23 protein-coding genes are annotated in these 26,786 nt (G+C 71.8%); 4 read left to right on the top strand and 19 right to left on the bottom strand.

What is annotated here, in order from left to right:
• The 7 genes from AB0N17_RS40290 to AB0N17_RS40260 all read right to left on the bottom strand — a co-directional run.
• Positions 1-1,293: MFS transporter (locus AB0N17_RS40290; protein ID WP_366016641.1), on the bottom strand; the 1,293-nt coding region annotated here is incomplete at its 3' end.
• Between the two features lie 252 nt (positions 1,294-1,545).
• Positions 1,546-2,241: a response regulator gene (locus tag AB0N17_RS40285; RefSeq protein WP_366016640.1), complete on the bottom strand. Its 696-nt coding sequence runs from the start codon at positions 2,239-2,241 to the stop codon at positions 1,546-1,548.
• On the bottom strand, positions 2,238-2,888 hold the full coding sequence (locus tag AB0N17_RS40280; RefSeq protein WP_366016639.1) for an ATP-binding protein: 651 nt from the start codon (positions 2,886-2,888) through the stop codon (positions 2,238-2,240). The genes AB0N17_RS40285 and AB0N17_RS40280 overlap by 4 nt, the downstream gene beginning before the upstream one ends.
• Before the next feature lie 180 nt (positions 2,889-3,068).
• Positions 3,069-3,812, bottom strand: coding sequence for a Sir2 family NAD-dependent protein deacetylase (locus AB0N17_RS40275; RefSeq protein WP_366016638.1), 744 nt, complete (start codon positions 3,810-3,812; stop codon positions 3,069-3,071).
• Positions 3,813-3,858: 46 nt separating this feature from the next.
• A complete protein-coding gene (locus tag AB0N17_RS40270) occupies positions 3,859-4,170 on the bottom strand; it encodes a hypothetical protein (RefSeq protein ID WP_366016637.1) in 312 nt (103 codons plus the stop codon).
• 144 nt (positions 4,171-4,314) lie between these two features.
• Positions 4,315-4,809, bottom strand: coding sequence for an NUDIX hydrolase (locus AB0N17_RS40265; protein WP_366016636.1), 495 nt, complete (start codon positions 4,807-4,809; stop codon positions 4,315-4,317).
• A 28-nt stretch (positions 4,810-4,837) separates the two neighbouring features.
• Positions 4,838-5,926, bottom strand: a complete 1,089-nt coding sequence (locus AB0N17_RS40260) for an ADP-ribosylglycohydrolase family protein (protein WP_366016635.1) — start codon at positions 5,924-5,926, stop codon at positions 4,838-4,840.
• Between the two features lie 165 nt (positions 5,927-6,091).
• On the opposite strand from AB0N17_RS40260, the gene AB0N17_RS40255 reads away from it, so the two are divergent.
• Entirely contained in the window at positions 6,092-7,228 is a 1,137-nt protein-coding gene (locus AB0N17_RS40255; RefSeq protein WP_366016634.1) for a glycerate kinase, read from the top strand.
• Between the two features lie 829 nt (positions 7,229-8,057).
• On the opposite strand, the gene pssA is transcribed toward AB0N17_RS40255, so the two are convergent.
• The 9 genes from pssA to AB0N17_RS40210 form a co-directional block, all read right to left on the bottom strand.
• Positions 8,058-8,879 carry a CDP-diacylglycerol--serine O-phosphatidyltransferase gene (gene pssA, locus AB0N17_RS40250; protein ID WP_191872883.1) on the bottom strand — a complete coding sequence of 274 codons (822 nt, stop codon included), beginning with the start codon at positions 8,877-8,879 and terminating at the stop codon, positions 8,058-8,060.
• Positions 8,880-8,901: 22 nt separating this feature from the next.
• Positions 8,902-9,558, bottom strand: coding sequence for a phosphatidylserine decarboxylase (locus AB0N17_RS40245; protein ID WP_366016633.1), 657 nt, complete (start codon positions 9,556-9,558; stop codon positions 8,902-8,904).
• 170 nt (positions 9,559-9,728) lie between these two features.
• Positions 9,729-10,934: an acyl-CoA dehydrogenase family protein gene (locus AB0N17_RS40240; protein ID WP_366016632.1), complete on the bottom strand. Its 1,206-nt coding sequence runs from the start codon at positions 10,932-10,934 to the stop codon at positions 9,729-9,731.
• Between the two features lie 2 nt (positions 10,935-10,936).
• A complete protein-coding gene (locus AB0N17_RS40235) occupies positions 10,937-11,464 on the bottom strand; it encodes a MaoC family dehydratase (RefSeq protein WP_067303517.1) in 528 nt (175 codons plus the stop codon).
• A 5-nt stretch (positions 11,465-11,469) separates the two neighbouring features.
• Positions 11,470-12,432, bottom strand: coding sequence for a CoA ester lyase (locus AB0N17_RS40230; RefSeq protein ID WP_366016631.1), 963 nt, complete (start codon positions 12,430-12,432; stop codon positions 11,470-11,472).
• Positions 12,429-14,477 carry a protein meaA gene (locus AB0N17_RS40225; RefSeq protein ID WP_366016630.1) on the bottom strand — a complete coding sequence of 683 codons (2,049 nt, stop codon included), beginning with the start codon at positions 14,475-14,477 and terminating at the stop codon, positions 12,429-12,431. Before AB0N17_RS40225 ends, AB0N17_RS40230 begins: the two co-directional genes overlap by 4 nt.
• Positions 14,478-14,495: 18 nt before the next feature.
• On the bottom strand, positions 14,496-15,833 hold the full coding sequence (ccrA, locus tag AB0N17_RS40220; protein WP_366016642.1) for a crotonyl-CoA carboxylase/reductase: 1,338 nt from the start codon (positions 15,831-15,833) through the stop codon (positions 14,496-14,498).
• Positions 15,834-16,265: 432 nt separating this feature from the next.
• Entirely contained in the window at positions 16,266-17,087 is an 822-nt protein-coding gene (locus AB0N17_RS40215) for a TetR family transcriptional regulator (RefSeq protein ID WP_366016629.1), read from the bottom strand.
• Positions 17,088-17,223: 136 nt separating this feature from the next.
• Positions 17,224-19,038 carry a 3-hydroxyacyl-CoA dehydrogenase family protein gene (locus AB0N17_RS40210; protein ID WP_366016628.1) on the bottom strand — a complete coding sequence of 605 codons (1,815 nt, stop codon included), beginning with the start codon at positions 19,036-19,038 and terminating at the stop codon, positions 17,224-17,226.
• A gap of 383 nt (positions 19,039-19,421) precedes the next feature.
• Between AB0N17_RS40210 and AB0N17_RS40205 the strand changes: the two genes are divergently transcribed.
• Positions 19,422-20,006, top strand: a complete 585-nt coding sequence (locus tag AB0N17_RS40205) for an adenylosuccinate lyase (RefSeq protein WP_366016627.1) — start codon at positions 19,422-19,424, stop codon at positions 20,004-20,006.
• 357 nt (positions 20,007-20,363) lie between these two features.
• Here AB0N17_RS40205 and AB0N17_RS40200 read toward each other — a convergent pair whose 3' ends face one another.
• From AB0N17_RS40200 to AB0N17_RS40190, 3 genes are all read right to left on the bottom strand, one after another.
• Positions 20,364-20,762 carry a RidA family protein gene (locus AB0N17_RS40200; RefSeq protein WP_366016626.1) on the bottom strand — a complete coding sequence of 133 codons (399 nt, stop codon included), beginning with the start codon at positions 20,760-20,762 and terminating at the stop codon, positions 20,364-20,366.
• 57 nt (positions 20,763-20,819) lie between these two features.
• Complete coding sequence (locus AB0N17_RS40195) at positions 20,820-22,382, bottom strand: alpha/beta hydrolase (RefSeq protein ID WP_366016625.1); 1,563 nt, start codon at positions 22,380-22,382, stop codon at positions 20,820-20,822.
• A 156-nt stretch (positions 22,383-22,538) separates the two neighbouring features.
• The gene (locus AB0N17_RS40190) at positions 22,539-23,603 is read right to left on the bottom strand and encodes an Rv2578c family radical SAM protein (RefSeq protein WP_366016624.1); all 1,065 of its coding nucleotides are present in this window, start codon (positions 23,601-23,603) and stop codon (positions 22,539-22,541) included.
• Positions 23,604-23,738: 135 nt separating this feature from the next.
• On the opposite strand from AB0N17_RS40190, the gene AB0N17_RS40185 reads away from it, so the two are divergent.
• Together AB0N17_RS40185 and AB0N17_RS40180 are read left to right on the top strand one after the other, a co-directional pair.
• Complete coding sequence (locus AB0N17_RS40185; protein WP_366016623.1) at positions 23,739-24,182, top strand: SRPBCC family protein; 444 nt, start codon at positions 23,739-23,741, stop codon at positions 24,180-24,182.
• A gap of 151 nt (positions 24,183-24,333) precedes the next feature.
• Positions 24,334-26,751: an MFS transporter gene (locus AB0N17_RS40180; RefSeq protein WP_366016622.1), complete on the top strand. Its 2,418-nt coding sequence runs from the start codon at positions 24,334-24,336 to the stop codon at positions 26,749-26,751.
• Positions 26,752-26,786: the final 35 nt, after the last annotated feature.

The raw sequence follows: 26,786 nt of genomic DNA, 5'->3' as shown, positions 1-26,786 counted from the left end.
CGACTGACGGTGTACGATCCGGCGCCCTCTGTGACGGCTGTTCATTCGGCGTACTTCTTGGCCACCTTTGCGATGAACTGCCGGGATTGCTCCACCGCGGCTGCCCGCGCTCAGGGCGACCCGCTCCGCCGTGACGCCGGCCGCGGCGAAGACCAGGGCGGCGCCGATCCAGCCGGCGCTCCCGGTGCCGAGCAGCAGCCCCGTGACGGCGATGGGTCCGAGCACACGCTGGCCGTTGATGCTCAGGTTGAAGACGGACAGATAGCGGCCGCGCGCCTCGGGCGGGGCCAGGGCGATGGACAGGTCCCACACCGCGGCGTTGGCGATCACCTCGCCCAGGGAGAGGGCGAGCACGGCCGCGCTCAGCCAGGCCACGGAGGTCCAGCCGGGCGTCGCGCCCGCCGCGGCGAAGCACAGGCTGCCCACGGCGAGGACCCCGCCGGTCCAGGTCAGCATCCGGCTCGTGCGGCGCAGGCCGTCGGCGAACCGGCTCACCGGGATCTGCAGGACCACCACGAGCACCGTGTTGGCCGCGAACAGGACCGACACCATCACCCGGGGGGCGTCCGTGTAGTCCAGGACCCACACCGGCATGGCGACGAGCAGCAGCGCGTCGAAGAACGACAGCAGGAAGTTCAGCCCGGTCAGCGCCAGGTAACGGGCGTCCGGCAGGGCCCGCTGCCGCTGTGCCGGCTCCGCACGGGACGACCGGACGGCTGTCCCCGCGTCGCGGTCCTCGTGGACGCGCAGCACCAGGACGGCCCCGCAGAAGAACGCGCAGGCGATCGCCGCCAGGACGACGCGGTAGGCGGTCGCCGTGTCGGAGACCAGGGCCGCGCCCGCCCCCATGGCGCCGACGCCGAGCCCGCAGTTGCGGACGACGTTGACGACCGCGAGCAGCCGGGTGCGGTCCTGCTGGTCCGGGACGGCGTTCGCCACCAGCGCCTGCAGCACCGGCGGCCCCGCCCGGTCACAGGCGACCGCGCACAGGGTCAGCGCCATGAACTGCCAGAAGGTGGTGACGAAGGCGTACGCCCCGCAGCACACCCCCCGGCCCACGTACACGACGGCCAGAACGCGCCGCGCCCCGTACCGGTCGGCGAGCACACCGCCGTAGAGGGAGACCAGCAGGGCGACCCCGCCGGCCGTGGCCAGTCCGGTGGCGACCTGGTTGGGCGTCAGCCCGACCTGCCGGGTGTAGTACGCCATGGAACTGGCCATGAACAGGCCGATGCCGAGGGACTGCACGAGTGCGGCGACCACCAGCTTCCGGCCCCCCGCGGTCAGTTTCATCCCGCTCCGTCCCCTGCCCCACTCGGTGTTCGAATCTGCTCGCGATGGTGAACGGGCGCGGGGACTCACCCCGGCGGACGGCGAAAGAATCCGGCCATTCGCCGTCGGTTTCTCGCCGGAGGGCCGGCTCCCCTTTCTCCGGAGAGCTTTTCCTCACCCACCCGTTCGTGCGCATCGGCTCGGGGAAGACGTTAGATCGGGCCGGACCGGCGGACGTGGTTTAGAGCGCACTGGGAATTCCGTGCGGAAACCTCATTCTGCGCCTTCTGCCAACACCGTGCGCAGCCCGTAGTGATGCTCGGGGCGGCCCGCGTCGCCGTACTTCAGGCTCAGATGGACGCCGCCGCGCTCCTCCAGGCGCTTGAGGTAGCGCTGGGCGGTGGAGCGGCTCACTCCCGCCCGCTCGGCCACCTCGTGCGCCGACAGCGGCCGGTCGGCCTCGCGCAGGACCCGGCGGATCAGCTCGGTGGTCGGCCCGGCGAGGCCCCGGGAGGCGGAGGCCGGAGCCGCCGCGGCGTCCCGGGCGCCGAAGACGCTGTCGAGGCCTTCCTGTTCCAGCTGGTCGGCCTCGTCGAGCATGCCCCGCAGGGCGGCGTACGACTCCAGCTTGGCGCGCAGCGCGGGGAAGGAGAACGGCTTGACGAGGTAGTGCAGGACGCCGTAGCGCCGGGCGGCACGCACCGACGCGGCGTCCCGGGAGGCCGACACCATGATCACGTCGACGGGGTACTCGCGCTGCCGCAGCCGGTGCACCAGCCGCAGCCCGGTGGTGTCCGGCAGGTACTGGTCGAGGAGGATCAGGTCGATCCCGCCCCGCTGGACCGCGGCGAGCGCCTCGCCGGCCGTGTGGGCCCGGGCCGCCACCCGGAAGCCGGGGACCCTGGCCACGTAGGCGGCGTTGACCTCGGCCACATGGAAGTCGTCGTCCACCACGAGCACGTCGATCACCGGCCGGCCACCGCCTCGGGGGCGAGCGCCCGCGGCAGCCGTACGGTGAACACGGCGCCCCCGCCGGCGCGTTCGTCCAGGGCGGCCGCGCCGTCGTACTGGTCGGCGATGCGCCGGACCTGCGCGAGTCCCACACCCCGGCCGGGGTGCGGTTGCTTGGTGGACCAGCCCTCGGTGAAGACGTGGGGGCGGGCGCCGGGCGGGACACCGGGTCCGTTGTCGGCGACCCGCAGGACCACGGTGTCGCCCTCCGCCCACACGTCGACGTCGACGCGGGGATCCGGGACGGGGTGGGCGGCCACGGCGTCCAGGGCGTTGTCGATCAGGTTGCCCAGCACCATCATCAGGTCGTGGGGGACCAGCGCCCGGCGTGGCAGGCTGGTGCTCGCTCCGATGTGCAGGGCCACCCCGCGCTCCGCGGCGACGGCGCTCTTGCCCACGAGCAGCGCGCTGAGCACCGGTTCCCGGACGTGGTCGGCGCGACGGGTTTTCGTGGTCCGTGCGCGGGTCAATTCCGCGATGAACTCAGTCGCCCTGTCGTACATTTCCATGTGAAGCAGCCCGGCCACGGTGTGCAGACAGTTGGCAAACTCATGGTGCTGAGCGCGCGCCGTTGTTATGAGAACTCGGCTTGTTTCCGACCTCATGCCCCGTTTTGTCCTGTGTGTGATTGTGTCGTCAGGTCGTCAACCTGTGTATCACGAATCATTTGGACACAGCAATTAATGTTTCAGTAAAAAGCGGGGCGACCGGAATGTCGGCCGAGTAAAGGGAAAGCGGATTCCCGGGTAATCGGTAAGCCGTGCGGACTTCACGGCGAACTCGAATTACTTCTCCGTGTCGTTTTCCTCGCCGAGCCGGCGCAGGCGGGCGGGCAGGGCGGTGCCGATGGGCTCCCGGATGACCTCGTCGGCCAGCTCGTCGTACGGCGTCGGCTCGGCGTTGACGACGATCAGACGGGCGCCGTGCTCGGCGGCGACACCGGCCAGCCCGGCGGCGGGATGCACCTGCAGGCTGCTGCCCACGGCGAGGAACACGGTGCAGGCCTTGCTGATCGCCGCGGCCTCACCGAGCACCACCGGGTCCAGCCGCTCGCCGAACATCACCGTGGCCGGTTTCAGGATGCCCCCGCACTCCAGGCACGGCGGGTCGTCCTCGCCGGCCTCGACCCGGGCGAGGGCGTCCTCCATCGGCCCGCGGGCATGGCACCGGGTACAGACGACCCCGCGTGTACTGCCGTGCAGCTCCAGCACCTTGCGGGCGGGCATCCCGGCGAGCTGGTGCAGCCCGTCCACGTTCTGGGTGAGGACCCGCACCGGGATGCCGGACCGCTCCAGCTCGGCCACGGCACGGTGCGCGGCGTTCGGCTCCGCCCCGAGGGCCTGGTTCCCGAGCCGCATCCGCCAGGAGCGCCGCCGGATCTCCGGATCGCCCATGTAGTACTCGTACGTCACGAGCTTCTCGGCCTCGGGGTCCTGCCGCCACAGCCCGCCCGGACCGCGGTAGTCGGGGATCCCGGAGTCGGTGGAGATACCGGCCCCGCTGAGCACGGCGACGAGTGGCTTGGTCATGGAGCCGAGCGTAGGCCGGGCCGGCCGGGCGCCGCGAACGCATATCTCAGGCGATCGACGCCCAGCGCACCGCGGCGACGGCGGCCAGGATCAGGGCCGGGGCCGCCCACGCCCAGCCCAGGGCCCGCCGGGACAGCAGCCACAGCCCCAGTGCGCCGGTCGCGGCCACGAGGGCGACGAGACAGGCCACGGCGATCCCGGCGTAGGCGCCGTCGTCCCAGGGACCGGCAGGGCGCGTGACGAGCGCCGCCCAGCAGAAGAACGCGGTGACGAGCGTGAGCAGGGTGACGGGCACGGCGAGGACCCGGTTCGCACGGCGGCCGTCGTCCGGGCCGGTGGGGCGGGGCGTGCGGGGCATCGGCGTGGTGTCCTCCTGGGAGCTGCGGGATGTGGGAGCTGCCGGATTCCGGACCCGGCGGGAATCCGCGAGGGCAGCCGTGAGGCCGGCCGCGCCCGGGTCCGCCGGCCGCGCCGGTTCACGCCACCCGGTGACCGCGCCGGTTCACGCCACCCGGTGACCGTTCTCCAGCTCCGCCGGGCCGGAGCCGGCGTCGAGGGTGTCGAGCGCGGTCAGGACACGGCGGCCGAGGGCGCCGGGCAGGTGGTCGGTGATCTCCTCGCGGGGGACCAGGCGCCAGGACAGCAGTTCCTCCTCCTGCAGGCGGATGGCCTTGAGGTCGGCGTCCGTGAGGACACCGCCGTCGTACAGGTAGGCCACCAGCGGCGGGTGGGCCTGGCCACGGACCCAGTCCACGGCCAGCAGCCGGCCGGGCTCCCTGTCCAGGCCGATCTCCTCCAGCGTCTCGCGGCGTGCGCCCTGCCGCGGGGTCTCGCCGTCGTCCGACTCGATCGTGCCGCCCGGAAGGGCCCAGCCCTCGCGGTAGTTGGGCTCGACGAGCAGCACCCGCCCCTCGGCGTCCCGGAAGAGCGCGGCGGCACCGGCGAGAACCCGGGGGAGGCTCGCGATGTACGTGGCGAAGTCTGGCGTGGTGGTCATCCAGGAAGGGTAACCAGCCCGCGCGCGGCTACGGCCCGGCGGCCGCCAGGCGCAGGGTGCGTTCGGCCAGCGCACTGATCCGTACGCCGTCGAACCCGAACACCGCGCTGCGCACCGTGTCCTGCAGCGGGTCCTTCCACTGGGCGGGGATCGCGTCCGCGCCGGTGAGGACCCCGGCCACCGAGCCGGCCGTCGCCCCGTTGGAGTCGGTGTCCAGCCCTCCCCGCACGGTCAGCGCGATGGTCCGGGTGAAGTCGCCGTCGCCGTACAGCAGCCCGGCGGTCAGCACGGCCGCGTTCGGCACCGTGTGGATCCAGCCGAGCCCGGCGGTCTCCTCGGCCAGCGTGGCCAGGGTCTCCTCCCAGGGCAGCCGGGTCTCGTGCAGGGTCGTGACCCGGCGCACGGTACGGGCGAGCCGGCTGCTCGCCGGGATCACGCCGAGCGCCGTCTCCAGCGCCTGGCGCACGGTCGGGGCGGTGAAGGCCGCCGCGATCAGCGCCGCCGCGAACATCGCGCCGTAGACGCCGTTGCCAGTGTGCGACAGCACCGCGTCCCGGCGCGCGAGCCCCGCCGCCCGGGACGGCTCGCCGGGACACGTCCAGCCGAAGACGTCGGCGCGGATCAGCGCCCCGATCCACTCCTGGTACGGGTTGTCGTACGTCGCCGTCAGCGGCGGCTTCAGCCCGTTCGCGAGATTCCGGTACGCCGCCCGCTCCGCGGTGAACGTCTGCAGGTACGGCAGCCGCAGCAGCCACAGGTCGCCGACCTGCTCGGTGCTGAAGCCGAAGCCGCGGGTCTCCAGCAGGTGCAGGCCGAGGATCGCGTAGTCCACGTCGTCGTCCCGGCAGCTGCCGTGGATCCGGCCGCGCACGCACTGGCGCCACTCCGGGCGCAGCACGGCGGTCTCGGCCGCGTCGGCGGGCTCGGGCAGGTAGTCGGTGAGCGGCAGCGCCGCGGCCCCGCGCAGATAGCGGTCGATGCGGTCGCGGGTCCACACCTCGCCCTGTTCGACCGGTTTGCCGAGCATGTTGCCCGCGATCCGCCCGAGCCAGCCGCCGTGGATGCGGTCGGCGAGGTCGGGCGCGGCGCGCGGGACGGTCAGGGGCAGGGTGGTCATGGCTGGGATGTACCCGTTTTCCCCGGCGGCCTCTCAGCGGCTTCCCAGCCTTCGGGCGGGGCATGACGGCGGGGGCCGCTTGCGGTTATGGTCGCAGCGGCGCGACTGGCCCTGACGTGCGCAGGGCCCGGAGAGCAAGGGGAAAGCAAGGTGGCGGACGCTGCAGTGAACGAGACCCGTCGGGTGCTCATCGCCGCGGACAAGTTCAAGGGCTCGCTGACGGCCGTACAGGTCGCCGAGCGGGTGACGGCCGGGCTGCGCCGGATCGTGCCCGACCTCGCGGTCGAGGCGCTGCCGGTGGCCGACGGCGGCGACGGCACGGTGGACGCGGCGGTCGCGGCCGGCTTCGAGCGGCGGGAGATCAAGGTCGCCGGGCCGCTGGGACAGGAGGTCACGGCCGCTTTCGCGCTGCGCGGCGACACCGCGGTCGTGGAGATGGCCGAGGCGAGCGGCCTGCAGCGGCTGCCGGCCGGTGTCTTCGCCGCGCTCACGGCCTCCACGTACGGCTCCGGCGAGCTGCTGCGCGCCGCGCTGGACGCGGGCGCGCGCACGATCGTGTTCGGGGTGGGCGGCAGTGCCACGACGGACGGCGGCGCGGGCATGCTGTCGGCGCTGGGCGCGCGGTTCCTCGACGAGGAGGGCGAGCCGGTGCCGCCGGGCGGCGGAGGCCTCGCCGGCCTGGCGCGGGCGGATCTGTCCGGGCTCGACCCGCGGCTGTCCTCGGTGGAACTGGTACTGGCCAGCGATGTCGACAATCCGCTGACCGGGCCGAAGGGTGCCCCGGCGGTGTACGGCCCGCAGAAGGGGGCCTCGCCGGACGACGTGGACACCCTGGACGCGGCGCTGGCCCACTTCGCGAAGGTGCTGGAGGCCGAGGCCGGCCCGCGTGCCGCCGCATACGCGGCGGCGCCGGGTGCGGGCGCGGCGGGCGGCATCGGCTACGGCGCGCTGCTGCTCGGTGCCCGGTTCCGGCCCGGCATCGAGGTCATGCTGGACGTCCTCGGCTTCGCGCCGGCGCTGGAGCGGGCCTCGCTGGTGATCACCGGTGAGGGCTCGCTGGACGAGCAGACGCTGCACGGGAAGGCGCCGGCCGGCGTGGCCGCCGCAGCTCGGGCCGCGGGCAGGCCCGTGGTCGCGGTGTGCGGACGGCTGGCACTGTCGCAGGAGGCGCTGCTGGGGGCCGGGATCGAGCGGGCCTACCCCCTCACCTCGGTGGAGCCGGACGTCGCCAGGTGCATCGCGGACGCGGGTCCGATCCTGGAGCAGGTCGCCGCCCGCATCGCCGAGGACCGGCTGAGCTGAGACCTCCCGGGGGCTCCGCCCCCGGACCCCGTGTGTCCGCCGGACGGAGAGCCACCGTCCGGCGCCCGGAGTCCGGCAGCGGAGCCCCCCCCAGGGCATTCCCCGGCCGGCTTGATCCACGTCCTCGCGCAGGAACACGCGTGACCTCCGCGCCCACCTCCCGGATGAGACCGCCGTCGCGGAGGATGCCGAGGGCCACGGCAAGTTCCTCGCCGCGCGGGTCGTCGACGGCCTAGGCGCGGTCGGCGAAGCCGAACGCGGCCTCGCGCCCCCCGGGTGTACGGCGGTGCCCACCGGCGCCTACTCCGGTCGGTGAAGCCGGACGCGGTCTCGTGCCCCCCCCGGGTGTGCGGCGGTGCCCGCCGGCGCCTACTCCGGTCGGTGAAGCCGGACGCGGTCTCGTGCCCCCTGGCAGTGCGGCGGTGCCCGCCGGCGCCCACCCCGGTCGGTGAAGTCGAACGCGGTCTCGTGCCCCCTGGCAGTGCGGCGGTGCCCACTGGCGCCCACCCCGGGCGGTGAGGCCGGACGCGGCCTCACGTACCCCCCGGCGGCACGGCGGCGCCCGTCGGCGTCCACCCCGGCACCCTCCGTGCCCGGGGCACCCCGGGGAACCTCCTGATCGACGCCGGGCGGCGGCAGGAGGAGGCGGCTCGGCTGCCGCCGGGCGTTCGGCGACGGCCGTCCGTCTCCGCGCCGGGCCGGCGGGCGCCTCGGCCGGCTGCGTGACGACCCGGCCCGGCAGCGCTCCCGGGCGCTCGGCCGGGCGATCCGGGTACACGGCGAAAGGGCCCGCACCCCAACCGGGTGCGGGCCCTTTCGGCAGGTACGCCTACGGCAGCTGCGCCGTGCGCGCCTCCCGGCGGTTGTCGCGGAAGTTGTTCACGCGACGCGCCGTGGCGAACAGCGGAATCACCGCGCCCATGACCAGCTGCAGCGCGCAGCCCGTCTGCAGCAGCAGCTGGCCGCTCGGGGCGTCGAAGGCCCACGCCGCCAGCAGGCCCATGGAGAGCACGATCCAGGAGAGCATGGCGCCGGCCAGCCGGCCGCGCGGCTTGGGGTACTCCACCCGGCTCACCATCAGCCAGGCCGTCCCCAGGATCGCCAGCAGCGTCGCCACGAAGGGCAGCTCCAGCAGCACGATCGAGACGACCGTCAGCGCGCCGAACGGCGACGGCATGCCCTGGAACATGCCGTCCTTCATCGTCACGCAGCTGAAGCGCGCCAGACGCAGTACGACGGCCAGGAGCACCACGATCGCCCCGAGCGCCGCGACTCTCTGGTGCGCGTCGTCCGCGACCATGCCGTAGACGAGGACGAAGTACGCGGGCGCCAGCCCGAAGCTGATCAGGTCGGAGAGGTTGTCCAGCTCCGCGCCCATCGGGGACGAGCGCAGCTTGCGCGCCACCAGTCCGTCGAACAGGTCGAAGACGGCCGCGCAGAGCATCAGGATGACGGCCGTGGCGGCACTGTGCCGGGCCATGCCCGCGGACTCGTCGTTGCCCGTCAGATGCGGGATCAGGATGCCGGTGGTGGTGAAGTACACCGCCATGAAGCCGCACGTGGCGTTGCCCAGGGTGAGGGTGTCCGCTATCGACAGGCGCAGAGAGAGGGGCATCTCCTCCTCGTCGTCCACCTCATCGGCCTCGGGCACCCAGCCCGCCTGGGTCTCCGGATCAATCACGGTCAATGCGAGTCACCCCAGCCACGGTCTTCTGTCCGACCTCGACCGCGACCTCCACGCCCTCGGGCAGGTAGAGGTCGACACGCGAGCCGAAGCGGATCAGACCGATACGGTCGCCCTGCTCGACCTTCGTGCCCTCAGGCAGGTAGGGCACGATGCGGCGGGCCACCGCGCCGGCGATCTGGATCATCTCGATGTCGCCGAGTTCGGTGTCGAAATGCCAGACTACGCGCTCGTTGTTCTCGCTCTCCTTGTTGAAAGCCGGAACAAAGCCGCCGGGGATGTGCTCCACGGACGTCACCGTACCCGCGAGGGGCGCGCGGTTGACGTGGACGTTGAGCGGGCTCATGAAGATCGCGACGCGGGTACGCCCGTCCTTCCACGGCATGATGCTCTGCACCACGCCGTCGGCGGGGGAGATGACCCGGCCGGAAGCGATCTCGCGCTCGGGGTCGCGGAAGAACCACAGCATGCCCGCCGCGAGTGCGGTGGCGGGCACGGCCACGGCCTTGGCGGCGCCCGAGCGGCGGGCACGGGCCAGGCTGAGGGCTGCGGTGGCGACGGTCGGGAGAAGCCACGGCGATGCTCCGCGCGCGAGGCGTACGCCGGCTCGGCTGTCGCGAGGTGCAGAGGTGAGGCTGTGGGGCATGGATGACCTTCGTAGCGGATGATGCCGCACTCTGACGGGGGACGGCGGCTTTCCCGGGATCGTACCGGTCACGGACCACAACTGGGCAAGCCAGTCAGCCGAGTCGGCGGCCGAAGACCGCCTACGGGGTGTGATCTTCTTCTCGAAGAAAACACCCCGTACCCGGACAATCAGCCCTGGAACCGATACTCTTCGAGCAACCTGCGACCAATGATCATTTTCTGGATCTCGGCGGTACCTTCACCGATGAGCAGCATCGGCGCCTCCCGGTACAGGCGCTCGATCTCGTACTCCTTGGAGAAGCCGTAGCCGCCGTGGATGCGGAAGGCGTCCTCCACGACCTCCTTGCAGTACTCGGAGGCGAGGTACTTCGCCATGCCCGCCTCCAGGTCGTTTCGCTCCCCGGAGTCCTTTTTGCGTGCGGCGTTGACCATCATCGCATGGGCGGCCTCGACCTTGGTGGCCATCTCCGCCAGCTTGAACTGAATGGCCTGGTGCTGGGCGATCGGCTTGCCGAAGGTCTGCCGCTGCTGGGCGTAGCCCACCCCCAGCTCGAAGGCGCGCTGGGCGACACCGCAGCCGCGTGCCGCCACATTGACGCGGCCGACCTCGACGCCGTCCATCATTTGGTAAAAACCTCGGCCGGTCACGCCGCCGAGCACCCGATCGGCCGGAAGGCGCAGGCCGTCCATGATCAGCTCGGTGGTGTCGACGCCCTTGTAGCCCATCTTGTCGATCTTGCCGGGGATGGTCAGGCCCGGGCGGACCTCGCCGAAGCCCGGCTCCTTCTCGATCAGGAAGGTCGTCATGGACTTGTGGGGCGCCGTGCCCTCGGGGTGTCCTTCGTCACTCCGGACCAGGACGGCCACGAGCGACGACGTGCCGCCGTTCGTCAGCCACATCTTCTGGCCGTTCAGGACGTACTCGTCGCCGTCCTTGACCGCCTTCGACGTGATGGCCGACACATCGGAGCCCAGGGCCGGCTCCGACATCGAGAAGGCGCCCCGGATGTCACCGGCCGCCATCCTCGGCAGGAAGTGGTCCTTCTGCTCCTGCGTGCCGTGCTGCTTGAGCATGTACGCGACGATGAAGTGGGTGTTGATGATGCCGGACACCGACATCCAGCCACGGGCGATCTCCTCCACGCACAGCGCGTAGGTGAGGAGCGACTCGCCCAGGCCCCCGTACTCCTCGGGGATCATCAGACCGAACAGACCGAGCTCCTTGAGCCCGTCGACGATCGCTTGCGGGTACTCGTCGCGGTGCTCCAGCTCCGTCGCGACAGGAATGATCTCCTTGTCGACAAAGTCCCGGACGGTGGAGAGGATCTCCTGCTGGACGTCGGTCAGACCGGCGGTCTGGGCGAGACGGGCCATCTCTACTTCTCCGTGTTCTTTTCCGCAGGTGCGGTCAGTTCTGGACGGCCGGGCTGCTCGCCGCCGCGCTCCTTGATGTACGTCTCGGTGGGCACCATGACCTTGCGGCGGAAGACGCACACCAGGGTGCCGTCCTGCTTGTAGCCCTTGGTCTCGACGTAGACGATGCCGCGGTCGTTCTTCGACTTCGACGGCCACTTGTCCAGCACGGTCGTCTCGCCGTAGATCGTGTCGCCGTGGAAGGTCGGCGCCACGTGCTTCAGCGACTCGATCTCCAGGTTGGCGATCGCCTTGCCGGAGATGTCCGGGACGGACATGCCGAGCAGGAGGGAGTAGATGTAGTTGCCCACGACGACGTTCTTGCCGAAGTCCGTCGTCTTCTCCGCATAGTTCGTGTCCATGTGGAGCGGGTGGTGGTTCATGGTGAGGAGACAGAACAGGTGGTCGTCGTACTCCGTGACCGTCTTGCCCGGCCAGTGCTTGTACGTCGCCCCGACCTCGAACTCCTCGTAGGTGCGTCCGAACTGCATCGCGCTCAGGCCTCCGGGATCTCGAACTTCGACGTGCGCTGCATGCCGGCGGCCCGGCCCTTGCCGGAGATGACCAGGGCCATCTTGCGGCTGGCCTCGTCGATCATCTCGTCGCCGAGCATCGCGGAGCCCTTCTTGCCGCCCGCCTCGGACGTGTAGTAGTCGTACGCGTCCAGGATCAGCTCGGCGTGGTCGTAGTCCTCCTGCGACGGCGAGAAGATCTCGTTGGACGCCTCGACCTGGCCCGGGTGCAGCACCCACTTGCCGTCGAAGCCCAGCGCCGCGGCGCGCTGCGCGACCTCGCGGTAGCCCTCGACGTTGCGGATCTGCAGGTAGGGACCGTCGATCGCCTGGAGGTTGTTGGCGCGGGCGGCCATCAGGATCTTCATCAGGATGTAGTGGTAGGCGTCCGCCGGGTAGCCGGGCGGCTGCTCGCCCACGACGAGCGACTTCATGTTGATGGACGCCATGAAGTCGGCCGGGCCGAAGATGATGGTCTCGACGCGCGGGGAGGCCTGCGCGATCGCGTTGACGTTGTTCAGGCCCTGCGCGTTCTCGATCTGCGCCTCGATGCCGATCTTGCCGACCTCGAAGCCCATGGTCTTCTCGATCTGCGTCAGCAGCAGGTCCAGCGCGACGACCTGCTCGGCCGTCTGCACCTTCGGCAGCATGATGCAGTCGAGGTTCTGGCCGGCGCCCTCGACGACCGTGACGACGTCCCGGTACGTCCATTCGGTCGTCCAGTCGTTGACGCGCACGACCCGCGTCTTGCCCGTCCAGTCGCCCTCGTTGAGGAACTTGACGATGGTGTGCCGCGCCTCGGGCTTGGCGAGCGGCGCGCACGCGTCCTCCAGGTCGAGGAAGACCTGGTCCGCCGGGAGGCCCTGCGCCTTCTCCAGGAAGCGCGGGTTGCTGCCCGGTACGGCCAGGCAGGAGCGCCGCGGGCGAAGGCGGTTGACGGTCGTCATGCGGGGACCTCCAGGGGGTCGAGCTTGTTCGCTTTCCGGATCTCGTCGGCTATGGCGCCGATGATGCCGGTGATGTCGAAGTCCTTCGGGGTGAACACGGCGGCCACTCCGGCCTGCTTGAGCTGCTCCGCGTCACCGTTCGGGATGATGCCACCTGCGATCACCGGTATATCTGTGGCACCGGCCACACGCAGCCGCTGGAGTACGTCCGGCACCAGTTGGGCGTGCGAGCCGGAGAGGATCGACAGGCCCACCGCGTGCACGTCCTCGGCGAGGGCGGCGTCCACGATCTGCTCGGGCGTCAGGCGAATGCCCTGGTAGACCACCTCGAAGCCGGCGTCGCGGGCGCGGACGGCGATCTGCTCGGCGCCGTTGGAGTGCCCGTCCAGGCCCGGCTTGCCGACCAGGAAGCGAAGCTTGCCGACGCCCAGCTCACGGGCGGTGGCGTCCACCTTGGCGCGGACCTCGGCGAGCGCGGAGCCCGGCTCGGCGGTCACCGCCACCGGCGCGGACGACACCCCGGTGGGCGCCCGGAACTCGCCGAACACCTCGCGCAGGGCCCCGGCCCACTCGCCGGTCGTGACGCCGGCGCGGGCGCACTCCAGCGTGGCCTCCATCAGGTTCTCCGTGCCCTTGGCGGCCTCCTTCAGCCGCTCCAGCGCCTTGCAGGGGCGCGGGTGGTTGAAGGGCGGCTGGTAGCGCGTGTCGCGCCAGTTCTCCAGCCCGGCGATGACGCGGGCCTCGACCGCCGGGTCGACCGTCATGATCGCGGTGTCCAGGTCGGCCGTCAGCGGGTTCGGCTCGGTGCCCTCGAAGGCGTTGACACCGATGATCTTCTCCTCGCCGGATTCGATCCGGGCCCGGCGCTCGGCGTGCGAGGAGACCAGCTGAGACTTCAGGTAGCCGGACTCCACGGCGGCCATCGCGCCGCCCATCTCCTGGATGCGGCCGATCTCCGCGAGGGCGTCCGCGACCAGCTGGTCCACCTTCGCCTCGATCACCTTCGAGCCCTCGAAGATGTCCTCGTACTCCAGCAGGTCGCTCTCGTAGGCGAGCACCTGCTGGATGCGCAGGCTCCACTGCTGGTCCCAGGGCCGGGGCAGGCCCAGCGCCTCGTTCCAGGCCGGCAGCTGCACGGCACGCGCGCGGGCGTCCTTGGAGAGCGTCACCGCGAGCATCTCCAGCACGATCCGCTGGACGTTGTTCTCCGGCTGCGCCTCGGTCAGGCCGAGCGAGTTGACCTGGACGCCGTAGCGGAACCGGCGCTGCTTGGGGTTCTCGATGCCGTACCGCTCGCGCGTGACCTGGTCCCAGATGCGGCCGAACGCCCGCATCTTGCACATCTCCTCGACGAAGCGGACGCCCGCGTTCACGAAGAAGGAGATACGGGCGACCACGTCCCCCATGCGCTCCTGCGGCACCTGGCCGGAGTCGCGCACGGCGTCGAGCACGGCGATCGCGGTGGACATCGCGTACGCGATCTCCTGCACCGGCGTGGCCCCGGCCTCCTGCAGGTGGTAGCTGCAGATGTTGATCGGGTTCCACTTCGGGATGTGGGAGACCGTGTACGCGATCATGTCCGTCGTCAGGCGGAGGCTCGGCCCCGGCGGGAAGACGTGCGTCCCGCGGGACAGGTACTCCTTGACGATGTCGTTCTGGGTCGTGCCCTGGAGCTTGGTGATGTCCGCGCCCTGCTCCTCGGCGACGACCTGGTAGAGCGCCAGCAGCCACATGGCGGTGGCGTTGATCGTCATCGAGGTGTTCATCTGTTCCAGGGGGATGTCCTGGAACAGCCGGCGCATGTCACCGAGGTGCGCGACGGGCACGCCGACCCGGCCGACCTCGCCGCGGGCGAGGATGTGGTCGGAGTCGTAGCCGGTCTGCGTCGGCAGGTCGAACGCCACCGACAGGCCCGTCTGGCCCTTGGCGAGGTTGCGCCGGTACAGCTCGTTGGACGCCTCGGCCGTGGAGTGACCGGCGTACGTGCGCATGAGCCACGGCCGGTCCTTCTCCCGCTTCGCTTCGGCGGTCTGACGCTCAGTCATCTATGACCTCGGGTGTCCTCAGATGTTGCGGAAGCGGTTGATGGCGTCGATGTGCTTGGCGCGCATCTCCTCGTCGCGCACGCCCAGGCCCTCCTCGGGCGCCAGGCACAGCACGCCGACCTTGCCCTGGTGGGCGTTGCGGTGGACGTCGTGGGCGGCCTGGCCGGTGTCCTCGAGGGAGTAGACCTTCGACAGGGTCGGGTGGATCTTGCCCTTGGCGATGAGGCGGTTGGCCTCCCAGGCCTCGCGGTAGTTCGCGAAGTGGGAGCCGATGATGCGCTTCAGCGACATCCACAGGTAGCGGTTGTCGTACTCGTGCATGTAGCCCGAGGTCGAGGCGCAGGTGGTGATGGTGCCGCCCTTGCGGGTGACGAAGACGCTCGCGCCGAAGGTCTCGCGGCCGGGGTGCTCGAAGACGATGTCGATGTCCTCGCCGCCGGTCAGCTCGCGGATGCGCTTGCCGAAGCGCTTCCACTCCTTCGGGTCCTGGGTGTTCTCGTCCTTCCAGAACTTGTAGCCCTCGGCGTTGCGGTCGATGATCGACTCGGCGCCCATCGAGCGGCAGATGTCCGCCTTCTGCTCGCTGGAGACGACGCAGATCGGGTTGGCGCCGCCGGCCAGCGCGAACTGCGTGGCGTAGGAGCCGAGTCCGCCGCTCGCGCCCCAGATGAGGACGTTGTCGCCCTGCTTCATGCCGGCGCCGTTGCGGGACACCAGCTGCCGGTACGCGGTGGAGTTGACCAGACCCGGGGCGGCGGCCTCCTCCCAGCTCAGGTGGTCCGGCTTCGGCATCAGCTGGTTGGACTTGACGAGTGCGATCTCTGCCAGGCCGCCGAAGTTGGTCTCGAAGCCCCAGATGCGCTGCTCGGGGTCGAGCATCGTGTCGTTGTGGCCGTCGGAGGACTCCAGCTCGACGGAGAGGCAGTGGGCCACGACCTCGTCACCGGGCTTCCAGGCGTTGACGCCCGGGCCGGTGCGCAGGACGACGCCCGCGAGGTCGGAGCCGATGATGTGGTACGGCAGGTCGTGGCGCTTGGCCAGCTCGTTGGTGCGGCCGTAGCGCTCCAGGAACCCGAACGTGGACAGCGGCTCGAAGATCGAGGTCCACACCGAGTTGTAGTTGACCGAGGAGGCCATGACGGCCACCAGGGCCTCGCCCGGGCCGAGCTCGGGCACGGGGACCTCGTCCAGGTGGATCGACTTGCGCGGGTCCTTGTCGCGGGTCTGCAGGCCCGCGAACATCTCCGTCTCGTCCTTGTGCACGGTGATCGCGCGGTACGAGTCGGGGAGCGGCAGGGCGGCGAAGTCGGCGGACGTGGCGTCCTTCGACTGGATCGCGTCCAGGATGTCCTTCACGGTCACGGTGTTGCCTCCGGCGGTGAGCGCCCTGAGGGAGGGGCGCTGAGGGTTCGTCGGTGCTGCGGTGAGTGCTGCTGAGGGTTGGGTGGAGAAGTGCCGTCGGTTCGGCTCGGTGGTGCTTCGGCAGCGCTTTGTGGCGCGGGAGGGTGCCTGTGACGCAGGCGTCCGGGCGCGCAGGGCCATCGCCTTGCGGGGACAGCCGGCGAACGAAAGGTCTCTGCTCGCCGGCCGCCCGGACATCTTCAACGTATGACACCGCGTGTCATACGGCAAGGCACTGAGTGCCAGGACTTGCTCTCAGATGAAATCTTTACGTAACAAATGAGCGATGATCGATCGAACGGCCCCTGAAATGTGCGGGAAAACGGGCCCTGACATGGCAAAACGGCCACCCCGAAGGGTGGCCGTCCTCACAGTGCCGAAGCGGGCTCAGCGCTCCTTCAGCGCCTCCTCGATGGTCCGCATGACCTCGTCCAGCGGAGCGTCCGTGCGGGCCACCGTCACCAGCACCTCGCCGTGCGCGGAGACCGTCGCCGGGGCCGTGGCGGCGGCCGGCGCGGGGGCGGTGCCGCGTCCGGCCCCGATCCCGGTGCCGAACGTCTTCCGCACGATCGCGAAGGCGTGGTCCAGCTGCGCCTCGACGTCGCCCTGGCCGCCCGCCCGCAGCCAGCGCCGCAGCACGTGGTTGTGGGCGGTGACGACCGCGGACGCGGCGACCTCGGCCAGCAACGGGTCGTCGTTGGCGTCGTCGGCGTGCGCGTGCTCGTCGAAGTGGCCGAGCAGATAGCGGGTGAAGAGCCGCTCGTAGCGGGCCACCGAGGCGATCTCGGCCTCGCGCAGGGTGGGCACCTCGCGGGTGAGCTTGTAGCGGGCGACCGAGATCTCCGGCCGGGCCGCGTACATCCTCATGACCTCCTTGATGCCGCGGCACACGGTGTCGAGCGGATGCTCGTGCTGGGGGGCGGCGTTGAGGACCGCCTCCGCGCGGATCAGGGTGTCGTCGTGGTCCGGGAAGATCGCCTCTTCCTTGGAGCGGAAGTGGCGGAAGAAGGTGCGGCGGGCGACCCCGGCGGCGGCCGCGATCTCGTCGACGGTGGTCGCCTCGTACCCCTTGGTCGCGAACAGCTCCATGGCTGCGGCCGCCAGTTCCCGGCGCATTTTCAGCCGCTGGGCGGCGGCACGACTGCCTGCGGCACTTTCCGGCGCGTCGGGCGTGGCTGGTGTACGTGAGGACTTGGCGGGCTGGGACATGACCCGAAAGTACTGCATGTGTGCAGCTCGATGCGCAGGTGTGGGCTCTCCCCCGCCCGCGGGGGGCGGGGGAGAGCCGGCGGGGTCGAGCAGTCCGCCCCAGTCCGGCTCCGTCCGGAACCAGTCCCCGACGCCGTCAGCGGCGGGCATACTCGCGGAAGCCGCGGCCGGTCTTGCGGCCGAGGCAGCCCGCGGCCACCAGGTGCTCCAGCAGCGGAGCCGGCGCCAGCCCGGGGTCGCGGAACTCGCGGTGCAGCACCTTCTCGATGGCCAGCGAGACGTCCAGGCCGACCACGTCCAGCAGCTCGAAGGGGCCCATCGGGTAGCCGCCGCCCAGCTTCATCGCCGCGTCGATGTCGTCCAGGGAGGCGTAGTGCTCCTGCACCATCTTGATCGCGTTGTTGAGGTAGGGGAACAGCAGCGCGTTCACGATGAAACCGGCCCGGTCGCCGCAGTCCACCGCGTGCTTCCTGACCTTCGCGCAGACCTCGCGGACGGTCGCGTGGACGTCGTCGGCCGTCAGGACCGTGCGGACCACCTCGACCAGCTTCATCGCCGGGGCCGGGTTGAAGAAGTGCATGCCGATCACGTCCTGCGGGCGCGAGGTGGCGCGGGCGCAGGCGACGACGGGCAGCGAGGAGGTGGTGGTGGCGAGGACCGCGCCGGGCTTGCAGACCTTGTCCAGCGCGGCGAACAGCTGCCGCTTGACCTCCAGGTCCTCGGCGACCGCCTCGACGGCCAGGTCGACGTCGGCGAAGGCGTCGTAGGAGCCGGCCGGGGTGATCCGGTCCAGGGTCTGCGCGGCGGCCTCGGCGGTCAGCCGGCCCTTGTCGACGGAGCGGGCGAGGTTCTTGCCGATCCGCGCCTTGGCGGTCTGCGCCTTCTCCTCGCTGCGGGCGGCCAGGACGACGTCGTAGCCCGCCTTGGCGAACACCTCGGCGATGCCGGAGGCCATGGTGCCGGAGCCGGCGACGCCGACGGAGCGGACGGGACGGCCGGCGGCCCGCGCCGCTCCGTCGGCCGGGGTCAGCGTGTCCGGCACGACCGTGGCGCTGCCCGGCGCCTCGTACGTGTAGAAGCCGCGCCCGGACTTGCGGCCGGTCAGGCCCGCCTCGCTGAGCTGCTTCAGGATCGGGGCGGGGGCGTGCAGCCGGTCGCGGGACTCGGCGTACATGGCCTCCAGGACCGTGCGCGCGGTGTCGATGCCGATCAGGTCCAGCAGCGCGAGGGGGCCCATGGGCAGTCCGCAGCCGAGCCGCATCGCCGCGTCGATGTCCTCGCGGGAGGCGTACCGGGCCTCGTACATCGCGGCGGCCTGGTTGAGGTAGCCGAACAGCAGCCCGTCCGCGACGAAACCGGGGCGGTCGCCGACCGCGACCGGCTCCTTGCCCAGCTCGATCGCGAGGTCCGTGACCGAGGCGACGGCCTGCGGGGCGGTCAGCACCGAGGAGACGACCTCGACCAGCCGCATCGCGGGCGCCGGGTTGAAGAAGTGCAGCCCGAGCACGCGCTCGGGGCGGGCCGAGTCGGCGGCGAGGCGGGTGACGGACAGCGCGTTGGTACCGGTCGCGAGGATGGTCTCCGGGCGGACGATGCCGTCCAGCTCGCGGAAGATCTGGTGCTTGACCTCGTACGACTCCGGGGTCACCTCGATGACCAGGTCGGCGTCGGCCGCCGCGGCGAGGTCGGTGCAGGTGCGGACCCGGGCCAGGGCGTCGGTGCGCGCCTGCTCGGTGAGCCGGCCGCGCTCCACGCAGCGGGCGGTGGAGGCCTCCAGGGCGGCCAGGGACTTCGCGGCCTGGGCCTCGCTGATGTCGATGCCGATCACCTCGCGGCCCGCCTTGGCGAGGACCTCGGTGATGCCGGTGCCCATGGTGCCGAGGCCGACGACGGCGATCGTCTTGAAGGGGGACACAGGGGTGCCGGACTGGGGGGACAGGGGAGTGGCCATCGCGGGACTCCAGGAATGAGGGTGACGACGAGGAGCGCGCCGGGTGCGCCGAGGGGCGCACCACGGAGCGGAAAGGAGTGCGGGTGTTGCCGGGCTGCGAGCGCACACGCCCGGTGCTGCCGGTGCCACGGGCGTGCACACGCCCGGGAACGGCGGATTCCGACCGGCTCTGTCCCGAAGCCGGGTCGTACTGCGGTACGCGGCGTACCGAACCGACAGATGCCCGCGACGGCCGCGTCACCAAACCGTCGCCAGCGAAAGTGCGAGAGGGTGTCTCGCTCGTCTGAGCTTAACCGGCGGGTAACGAGCGCGCCAGCCCTGCGGCCGAACTCGACTTTGTGATCTGGCTCCCTCCCCGCGCCCACCCCGCCTACGCTGGCCTCGTGGACGAAGAGTTGCGATCGCTCACGGAGCGTTTACGGCAGGAGTCGCGCGGAGCGGCGGCGTTCGACGGGCTGCTGGCGACCGAGGACCACGACGAGCTGGCGGAGGTGCTCACCGCGCCCGGACAGCCGCTGTGGGCCAGGGAACTGGCCGCGTTCCGGCTCGGCGTCGCGGGCGACCGGCGCGCCTTCGAGTCCCTGGTGCTGCTCCTCAACCACCGGGACCCACCGCGCTGCGCCGGCGCCGCGTACGCCCTCGCCCGCCTCGGCGACCCCCGCACGGCCCGGGCCGCCGCCGCCCTCGCCACCAACGAACTGCGCGTCGCCTACGCCCTGCACCCGGTGCGCCTCCTGGTACGGCTGCACGCCCCCGAGTCCGTGCCCGCCCTGATCACCACCCTGGAGCGCCGGCTGCGCCCGCACGACCCCTACCGGCGGGTGGCCCTCGCGTGCGTGGAAGGCCTCGGCACCCTCGCCGACCCCCGCGCCCGCCGGGTCCTCAACGAGGCCCTGGCCCACCCGCCCCTCGCGGAGGCCGCGGTCCACGCACTGGCCCGCATTCCCCAGGAGAGGGAGGCCACCTGACGGGGAGTCGCCCTCCCCGGGCCGGCGGCGTGGCCGGACAGCCGCCGGTGGCTCATGTGCGCTGCGTCGAAAGACGTGTCTTCGGCGCCTCGACGGTGACAGGCGTGCCGAGGGGGTACAACCGAGCCTGCCCGTGCGCCGACCGGCGAGGCGGCGTCGGGGCCCACCGACGCAACGGGGGGACGATGGCGGAGCGCTACCAGGTTTTCATCAGCTCCACGCGGCAGCCGGCTGACGCCGCAGGACAAGCCGTGACCGCCTGTCGGTGAGGCCCACGCCCGGCCTGCCGCCGGCCGCGTCCGCGGATCCCCGGACGCGGCGGCAGTCGGTCAGGGCGTCGGCGCGCCGCGGGAGGCGTCAGGCGGCCACCACGGCGAGCGCCTCGATCTCCATCAGGAACTGAGGGGCCACCAGGCCGGACACCTGGACCGCCGAGGACGCCGGGAGGCGGTCGTCGGGTATGTGGGCGGCGCGCGCCGTGCGGATGGCGGGCATGTGGGCCATGTCCGTGACGAAGTACGTCAGCTTCACGACGTCCTCGAAGCCGGCCCCCGCGGCGGCCAGGCAGCGCGCCAGGTTCTCGAACACCTGGCGGGCCTGGGCCGCCGGATCGCCCTCGCCGACCAGCTTGCCGTCTTCGTCCAGGGGGAGCTGGCCGGAGACGGCCACGATGCGCCCGGTCGCCGAGACGACATGGCTGTACTGGGTCGCGGGGGCCACGCCGTCGGGGGCGGGGATGCGGGTCGGTTCAGTCATGCGGCCATGATGGGCCACCCCACTGACAACGCCCCCGACGGGCCGTCAGAGACCGGGTCACCGCCGGTGACCGAGCAGCCTGTGCAGGGTCGAGCCGGCGGACGGCGCCACGACCGCCTTCTTCGTCAGGGGCTTCGGGTCCGGTGACTTCGCGCAGACCGCGTCGGCCACGCCCGTGCCGTGCGGCAGCGTGCCGTCCTTCAGGTACGCGGCCAGATGGCGGTCCAGGCAGGCGTTCCCGCTGAGCGTGATGCCGTGGTTGCCGCCGCCCTCCTCCACCACCAGGCTGGAGCGGGCCAGCAGCCGGTGCGCCGTGACCCCGCCGGGGTAGGGGGTGGCCGCGTCGTCGGTCGCCTGGAACAGCAGCGTCGGCGGCAGCGCGGTGTTGGCGATGTCCACCGGCTTCAGCGCGGTGGCCGGCCAGAAGGCGCACGGCGCGTTGTACCAGGCGTTGTTCCAGGCCATGAAGGGCGCCTTCCGGTACACCGCCCAGGTGTCCGTGCGCCACCGGTCCCAGTGCCGCGCCCAGGAGGTGTCACGGCACTGCACCGCCGTGTACACGCTGTACCCGTTGTCCCCCGAGCGGTCCACGGCGCCGAAGTCGTCGTACGCCTCCACCAGCGGCGCGGTGTTCCCGTCGTGCACGTACGCCGCGAACGCCGCGGCGAGACGGGGCCAGTAGCCGTCGTAGTAGCCGCCCGGGATGAACGTGTCTTCCAGCTCCGAGGCGCCCACCCTGCCGCCCGCCGGCTTCTTCGCCAGCGCCGCCCGCATCGCGTACCACTCGGCCTCGACCTTCGCCGGGTCCCTGCCCAGCCGGTAGGTCGCGTCGTACCGGGCGATCCACGCCATCAGCGCCCGGTGACGGCTGTCGAAGGCGTAGTCCTGGCCGAGGTTGTCCCCGTACCAGACCCCGGTCGGATCGACGACCGAGTCCAGCACCAGCCGGCGCACCCGCTCGGGATACAGCTTCGCGTAGACGGCCCCGAGGTAGGTGCCGTAGGAGTAGCCGAAGTAGCTGATCCGCGGCGCGCCGAGCGCCCGGCGGACGGCGTCCAGGTCCCGCACGGTGCTGACGGTGTCCATGTACGGCAGCACGTCGGCGTACTTGCGGACGCAGGCCTCGGCGAAGGTCCGCGCGCGCGTGAGCCCGGCCCGCTCCAGGGCGGGTGTGGCCGGCACGGTGTCCGCGCGGACCGGCCGGAAGTGGCCCGGCACGCAGTCGAGGGCGGGAGTGCTCTTGCCGACCCCGCGCGGGTCGAAGCCGATGACGTCGTACTGGGCAGCCACGCTCCGGGGCAGCGCGGAGGCGACGAACCCCGCGAGCTTCAGGCCGCTGCCGCCGGGCCCGCCGGGGTTGACCAGCAGCGGGCCCTGCGAGGTCGGGGCGGTGTGCGGAACCCGGGACAGGGCGAGCGTGATCGTCCGGCCGGCCGGGTTCGCGTGGTCCAGCGGCACCTTCAGCGAGGCGCACTGGAGCGTGGGGTAGTCGTCGGTGCCGCACTTCTTCCAGCCGAGCCCCGCCGCGGCGGCCGGCTGCGTGGCCCGCGCGGGGGCCGTCGCGACCGAGCCCGCCAGCACGGCGGCGGCTGCGCACAGCACGGCTGCGCGTCTTCTCATGGGTCCTCCCGGGACGGAGGGTTGGGCGAGCCGCGAGATCCGCGTCTCTCGCCGCATCCGTCCCGGAGGCGGGGCCCCGGAGAACCTGCCGCGGCCATACTTGACCCGATCGCGCGCGAGATGCCCTCGAACGCCCTGTCACCGCCCGGCGCGGCCTCACATGAGGGTGAGCTGGGTGGGGTCGGGCGCGGCCGGGGCGCCGGCCGGCCGTGCCGGGGGGATCCGGCGGGCCGTTCCCGCGCGCGTGGGCCCGATGCCGTACTCCCGGGCCAGGTCGTGCACCTGACGGGTGATCCGGCGCTGGTACCACGTGGGCGCGTAGGCGCCCTGCGCGTACAGCCGCTCGTAGCGGCGCACCAGGTGCGGGTGGTGCTGCCCGAGCCAGGCCATGAACCACTCCCGGGCACCGGGGCGCAGATGCAGCACCAACGGGGTCACCGAGGTGGCCCCGGCCGCCGCGATCGCCCGTACCGTGGCGCGCAGCCGGTCCGGCTGGTCGCTCAGGAACGGGATCACCGGGGCCATCAGCACCCCGCAGCCGATGCCGTGCTCGCCCAGGGCGCGCACGACGTCCAGCCGGCGCTCGGGCGCGGGCGTGCCCGGCTCCACCGTGCGCCACAGCTCGCCGTCCAGGAAGCCGACGGAGACCGAGATGCCCACGTCCGTCACCTCGGCGGCCTGCACGAGCAGGTCCAGGTCGCGCAGGATCAGGGTGCCCTTGGTGAGGATCGAGAACGGGTTCGCGTGGTCGGTGAGGGCGGAGATGATGCCCGGCATGAGGCGATAGCGGCCCTCGGCGCGCTGGTAGCAGTCGACGTTGGTGCCCATCGCCACGTGGTCGCCCTGCCAGCGGCGGGAGCCGAGCTGGCGGCGCAGCACCTCGGGCGCGTTGACCTTGACCACGATCTGGGTGTCGAAGCCGATGCCGGTGTCGAGGTCCAGATAGCCGTGCGTCTTGCGCGCGAAGCAGTAGACGCACGCGTGCGTGCAGCCCCGGTAGGGGTTGACGGTCCATTCGAACGGCATGCGCGAGGCGCCCGGCACCCGGTTCAGCACCGAGCGCGCCCGGACCTCGTGGAAGGTGATGCCGCTGAACTCGGGTGTGTCGAAGGTGCGCACCGTGACGGCGTCCGCGCCGAACAGTGCGGCCTCGGCGGCCCGGCCGTGCTCGGCGGCACCCCCGTCCTGCCCGGTCTCCACGGCGAGGTTCTCCCAGCGCATGACGCCTCCTCGGTAGCACTGCGCCCCACAATAGAACATCTGTTCCCATGATCGTGCGGACCCCGATTTGGGCGGCCGGGCGCCGGGGTGGTTGGCTTGCCCCAACCCCGAGAAATCAGGTCCTGGAGGAACGCAATGGCGCAGGTCGAGGCCACTACGGAGCGGGTCGTCGCGGCGGACGCGGAGAAGGTGTTCGACGCCCTCGCCGACTACAGCGGCACCCGGCAGAGGCTGCTGCCCGAGCACTTCAGCGAGTACGAGGTGCGCGAGGGCGGCGACGGCGAGGGCACCCTCGTCCACTGGAAGCTCCAGGCCACCAGCAAGCGGGTGCGCGACTGCCTGCTCGAGGTCACCGAGCCCACCGACGGCGAACTGGTCGAGAAGGACCGCAACTCCTCCATGGTCACCACCTGGCGCGTCACCCCGGCCGGCGAGGGACGGTCCCGGGTCGTCGTCACCACCACCTGGAAGGGTGCCGGCGGCATCGGCGGCTTCTTCGAGAAGACCTTCGCCCCCAAGGGACTCGGCCGCATCTACGACGCCGTGCTCGCCAATCTCGCCGCCGAGGTCGAGAAGTAGACACAACCACCCACCGGTGAAGGGGTGTTGACTCCTTCACCGGTTCGGGTGGATCTCCGGGCCGAACCGGATGGTGCCGTAACTCGCCGAACTTGTTCGCAGTTGTCGCCTTGTGCGGAAATTGTGACAGGTGTGACGAGGGGAGCGGTACGTGGGCGGGACGACTCTGGTGAAGCACGAGCCGGCCGTGGCACAGGCGCCGGCGCCGGCCCCCGGGGAGGACACCGCCGCCCCGCAGCCCCCGCCCCCGCCCGGCGCCCCGCTCGGGCCGCGCCGCGTGCGGCTGGTGTTCGTCGGGCTGATGCTCGCGCTGCTCCTCGCGGCGCTGGACCAGATGATCGTCGCGACCGCCCTGCCCAGGATCGTCGGCGAACTGCACGGCCTGGACCGGATGTCCTGGGCGATCACCGCCTACCTCCTCACCTCCACCATCGGCCTGCCCCTGTACGGCAAGCTCGGCGACCTCGTCGGCCGCAAGGGCGTCTTCCAGTTCGCCATCGCCGTCTTCGTCGTCGGCTCCGCGCTCGCCGGCCGGGCCCAGTCCATGGACCAGCTGATCGCCTTCCGCGCCCTCCAGGGCGTCGGCGCCGGCGGCCTCATGATCGGCGTGCAGGCGATCATCGCCGACATCGTCCCGCCGCGGGAACGCGGCCGCTACATGGGCCTGATCGGCGCCGCGTTCGGCCTCGCCTCCGTCGCGGGCCCGCTGCTCGGCGGCTACTTCACCGACCATCTCTCCTGGCGCTGGTGCTTCTACGTCAACGTCCCCTTCGGCGCGGTCACCCTCGCCGTGGTCACGGTCGTCCTGAAGCTCCCCAGGCCCGCGGTGCGTGGCCGCCTCGACGTCCTCGGCGCGCTGCTGCTCGCCGCCGCCTCCACCTGCCTGGTCCTGCTGACCAGCTGGGGCGGCACCGAGTACGCGTGGGGCTCCCGGCAGATCCTCGGCCTCGGCGCGGGCGCGCTGGCCGCCGTCGTCCTCTTCCTGGTCACCGAGCGGTTCGCGGCCGAACCCCTCATCCCGCTGCGGCTGTTCCGCGACTCCGTCTTCAACGTCTCCGGCCTGGTCGGCCTCGTGATCGGCGTCGCCCTGTTCGGCGCCGCCAGCTATCTGCCGACCTTCCTGCAGATGGTCGACGGGGCCAGCGCCACCGAGTCCGGGCTGCTCATGCTGCCCATGATGGCCGGGATCGTCGGCGCCTCGATCATCGGCGGACAGCTCATCAGCCACACCGGCCGCTACAAGATCTACCCCGTCCTCGGCGGCGCCGTCTCCGCCGCCGGCATGTGGCTGCTCTCCCGCCTCGAAGTGGACACGCCCCGGCTGCAGTACAGCATCTGGATGGCCGTCCTCGGCGCCGGCATCGGCATGGTGATGCCCGTCCTCGTCCTCGCCGTGCAGAACTCCGTGCCCCCCGCCGACCTCGGCACCGCCACCAGCGCCAACAACTACTTCCGGCAGATCGGCGGCAGTGTCGGCGCCGCCGTCTTCGGCACCCTCTTCGCGAACCGGCTCACCTCCTCGCTGCACCGGGAGCTGCCCCCGCGCGCGGGCGCGGCGCTCCCCGACCCCGAAGCGATCACGCCACAGCTCGTCCACGCGCTGCCGCCGGCCCTGCGCGACGCCTACATCCGCGCCTACGCCGACGCGATGCCCCGGATCTTCCTCTACCTCGTCCCGGTGCTCGCCCTCGGCCTGGTCATCGCCTTCTTCCTCAAGGAGAAACCCCTGGTGTCCCACAACGCCCCCGCCACCGACCCGGAGACCGCCCCGGTGACCGCCCCGATCCCGCAGGCCCGGTCGCCCCACCCCGCCGGGATCCCGGTCTGCGGCACGGTGCAGCACCCCGACGGCACCGTGGTGCCCCGCGCGGCGCTCACCCTCATCGACGTCGCCGGCGTGCAGATCGGCCGCGGCGCGAGCGGGGAGGACGGACGGTACGCCCTCAGCACGCCCGGCTCCGGGGCGTACGTGCTCATCGCCGCCGCCGGCGGGCACCAGCCGCAGGCCGTCTCCGTCACCGTCGGCGAACGGCCCGTGGAGCTCGACGTCGTCCTCGGCGGCGCCGGGCGCCTCGCCGGCAGCGTCCTCACCGCCGACGGCAGCCCCGTCCGGGACGCCACCGTCACCCTCACCAACGTGCACGGCGAGGTCGTCGCGAGCACCCGCAGCGGACGCGAGGGCGGCTACGTCATCACCGAGCTGGTCGCCGGCGAGTACACCCTCGCCGCCAGCGCCCCCGCCTTCCGGCCCGCCGCCCTCCCCGTCACCGTGCAGGCCTCCCGGGAGACCCGGCAGGACGTCGAACTCGCGGGCGGCGCCGTGCTGCGGGGCACCGTACGGGCGAGCGGCGGACGCCCCGTGGAGGACGCGCGCGTCACGCTCCTCGACGCCGCGGGCAACGTCGTCGACACCCTCACCACCGGTGCCGACGGAACGTTCCGGTTCGTCGACCTGTCCTCCGGCGAGTACACGGTCATCGCCGCAGGTTACCCGCCGGTCGCCACGGTGCTGCAGGTCGCGGGCGGTGGCCGCACGGAGCGCGACCTCCAGCTGGGGCACGAGGACTGACGCCGGCGCTCGCTCGCGCGCCGGTCGCGATCCGG

Source organism: Streptomyces sp. NPDC051133 (assembly GCF_040682635.1).
In the GTDB taxonomy this organism is placed as follows: domain Bacteria; phylum Actinomycetota; class Actinomycetes; order Streptomycetales; family Streptomycetaceae; genus Streptomyces.
This window is presented reverse-complemented; position numbering and strand designations above follow the sequence as displayed.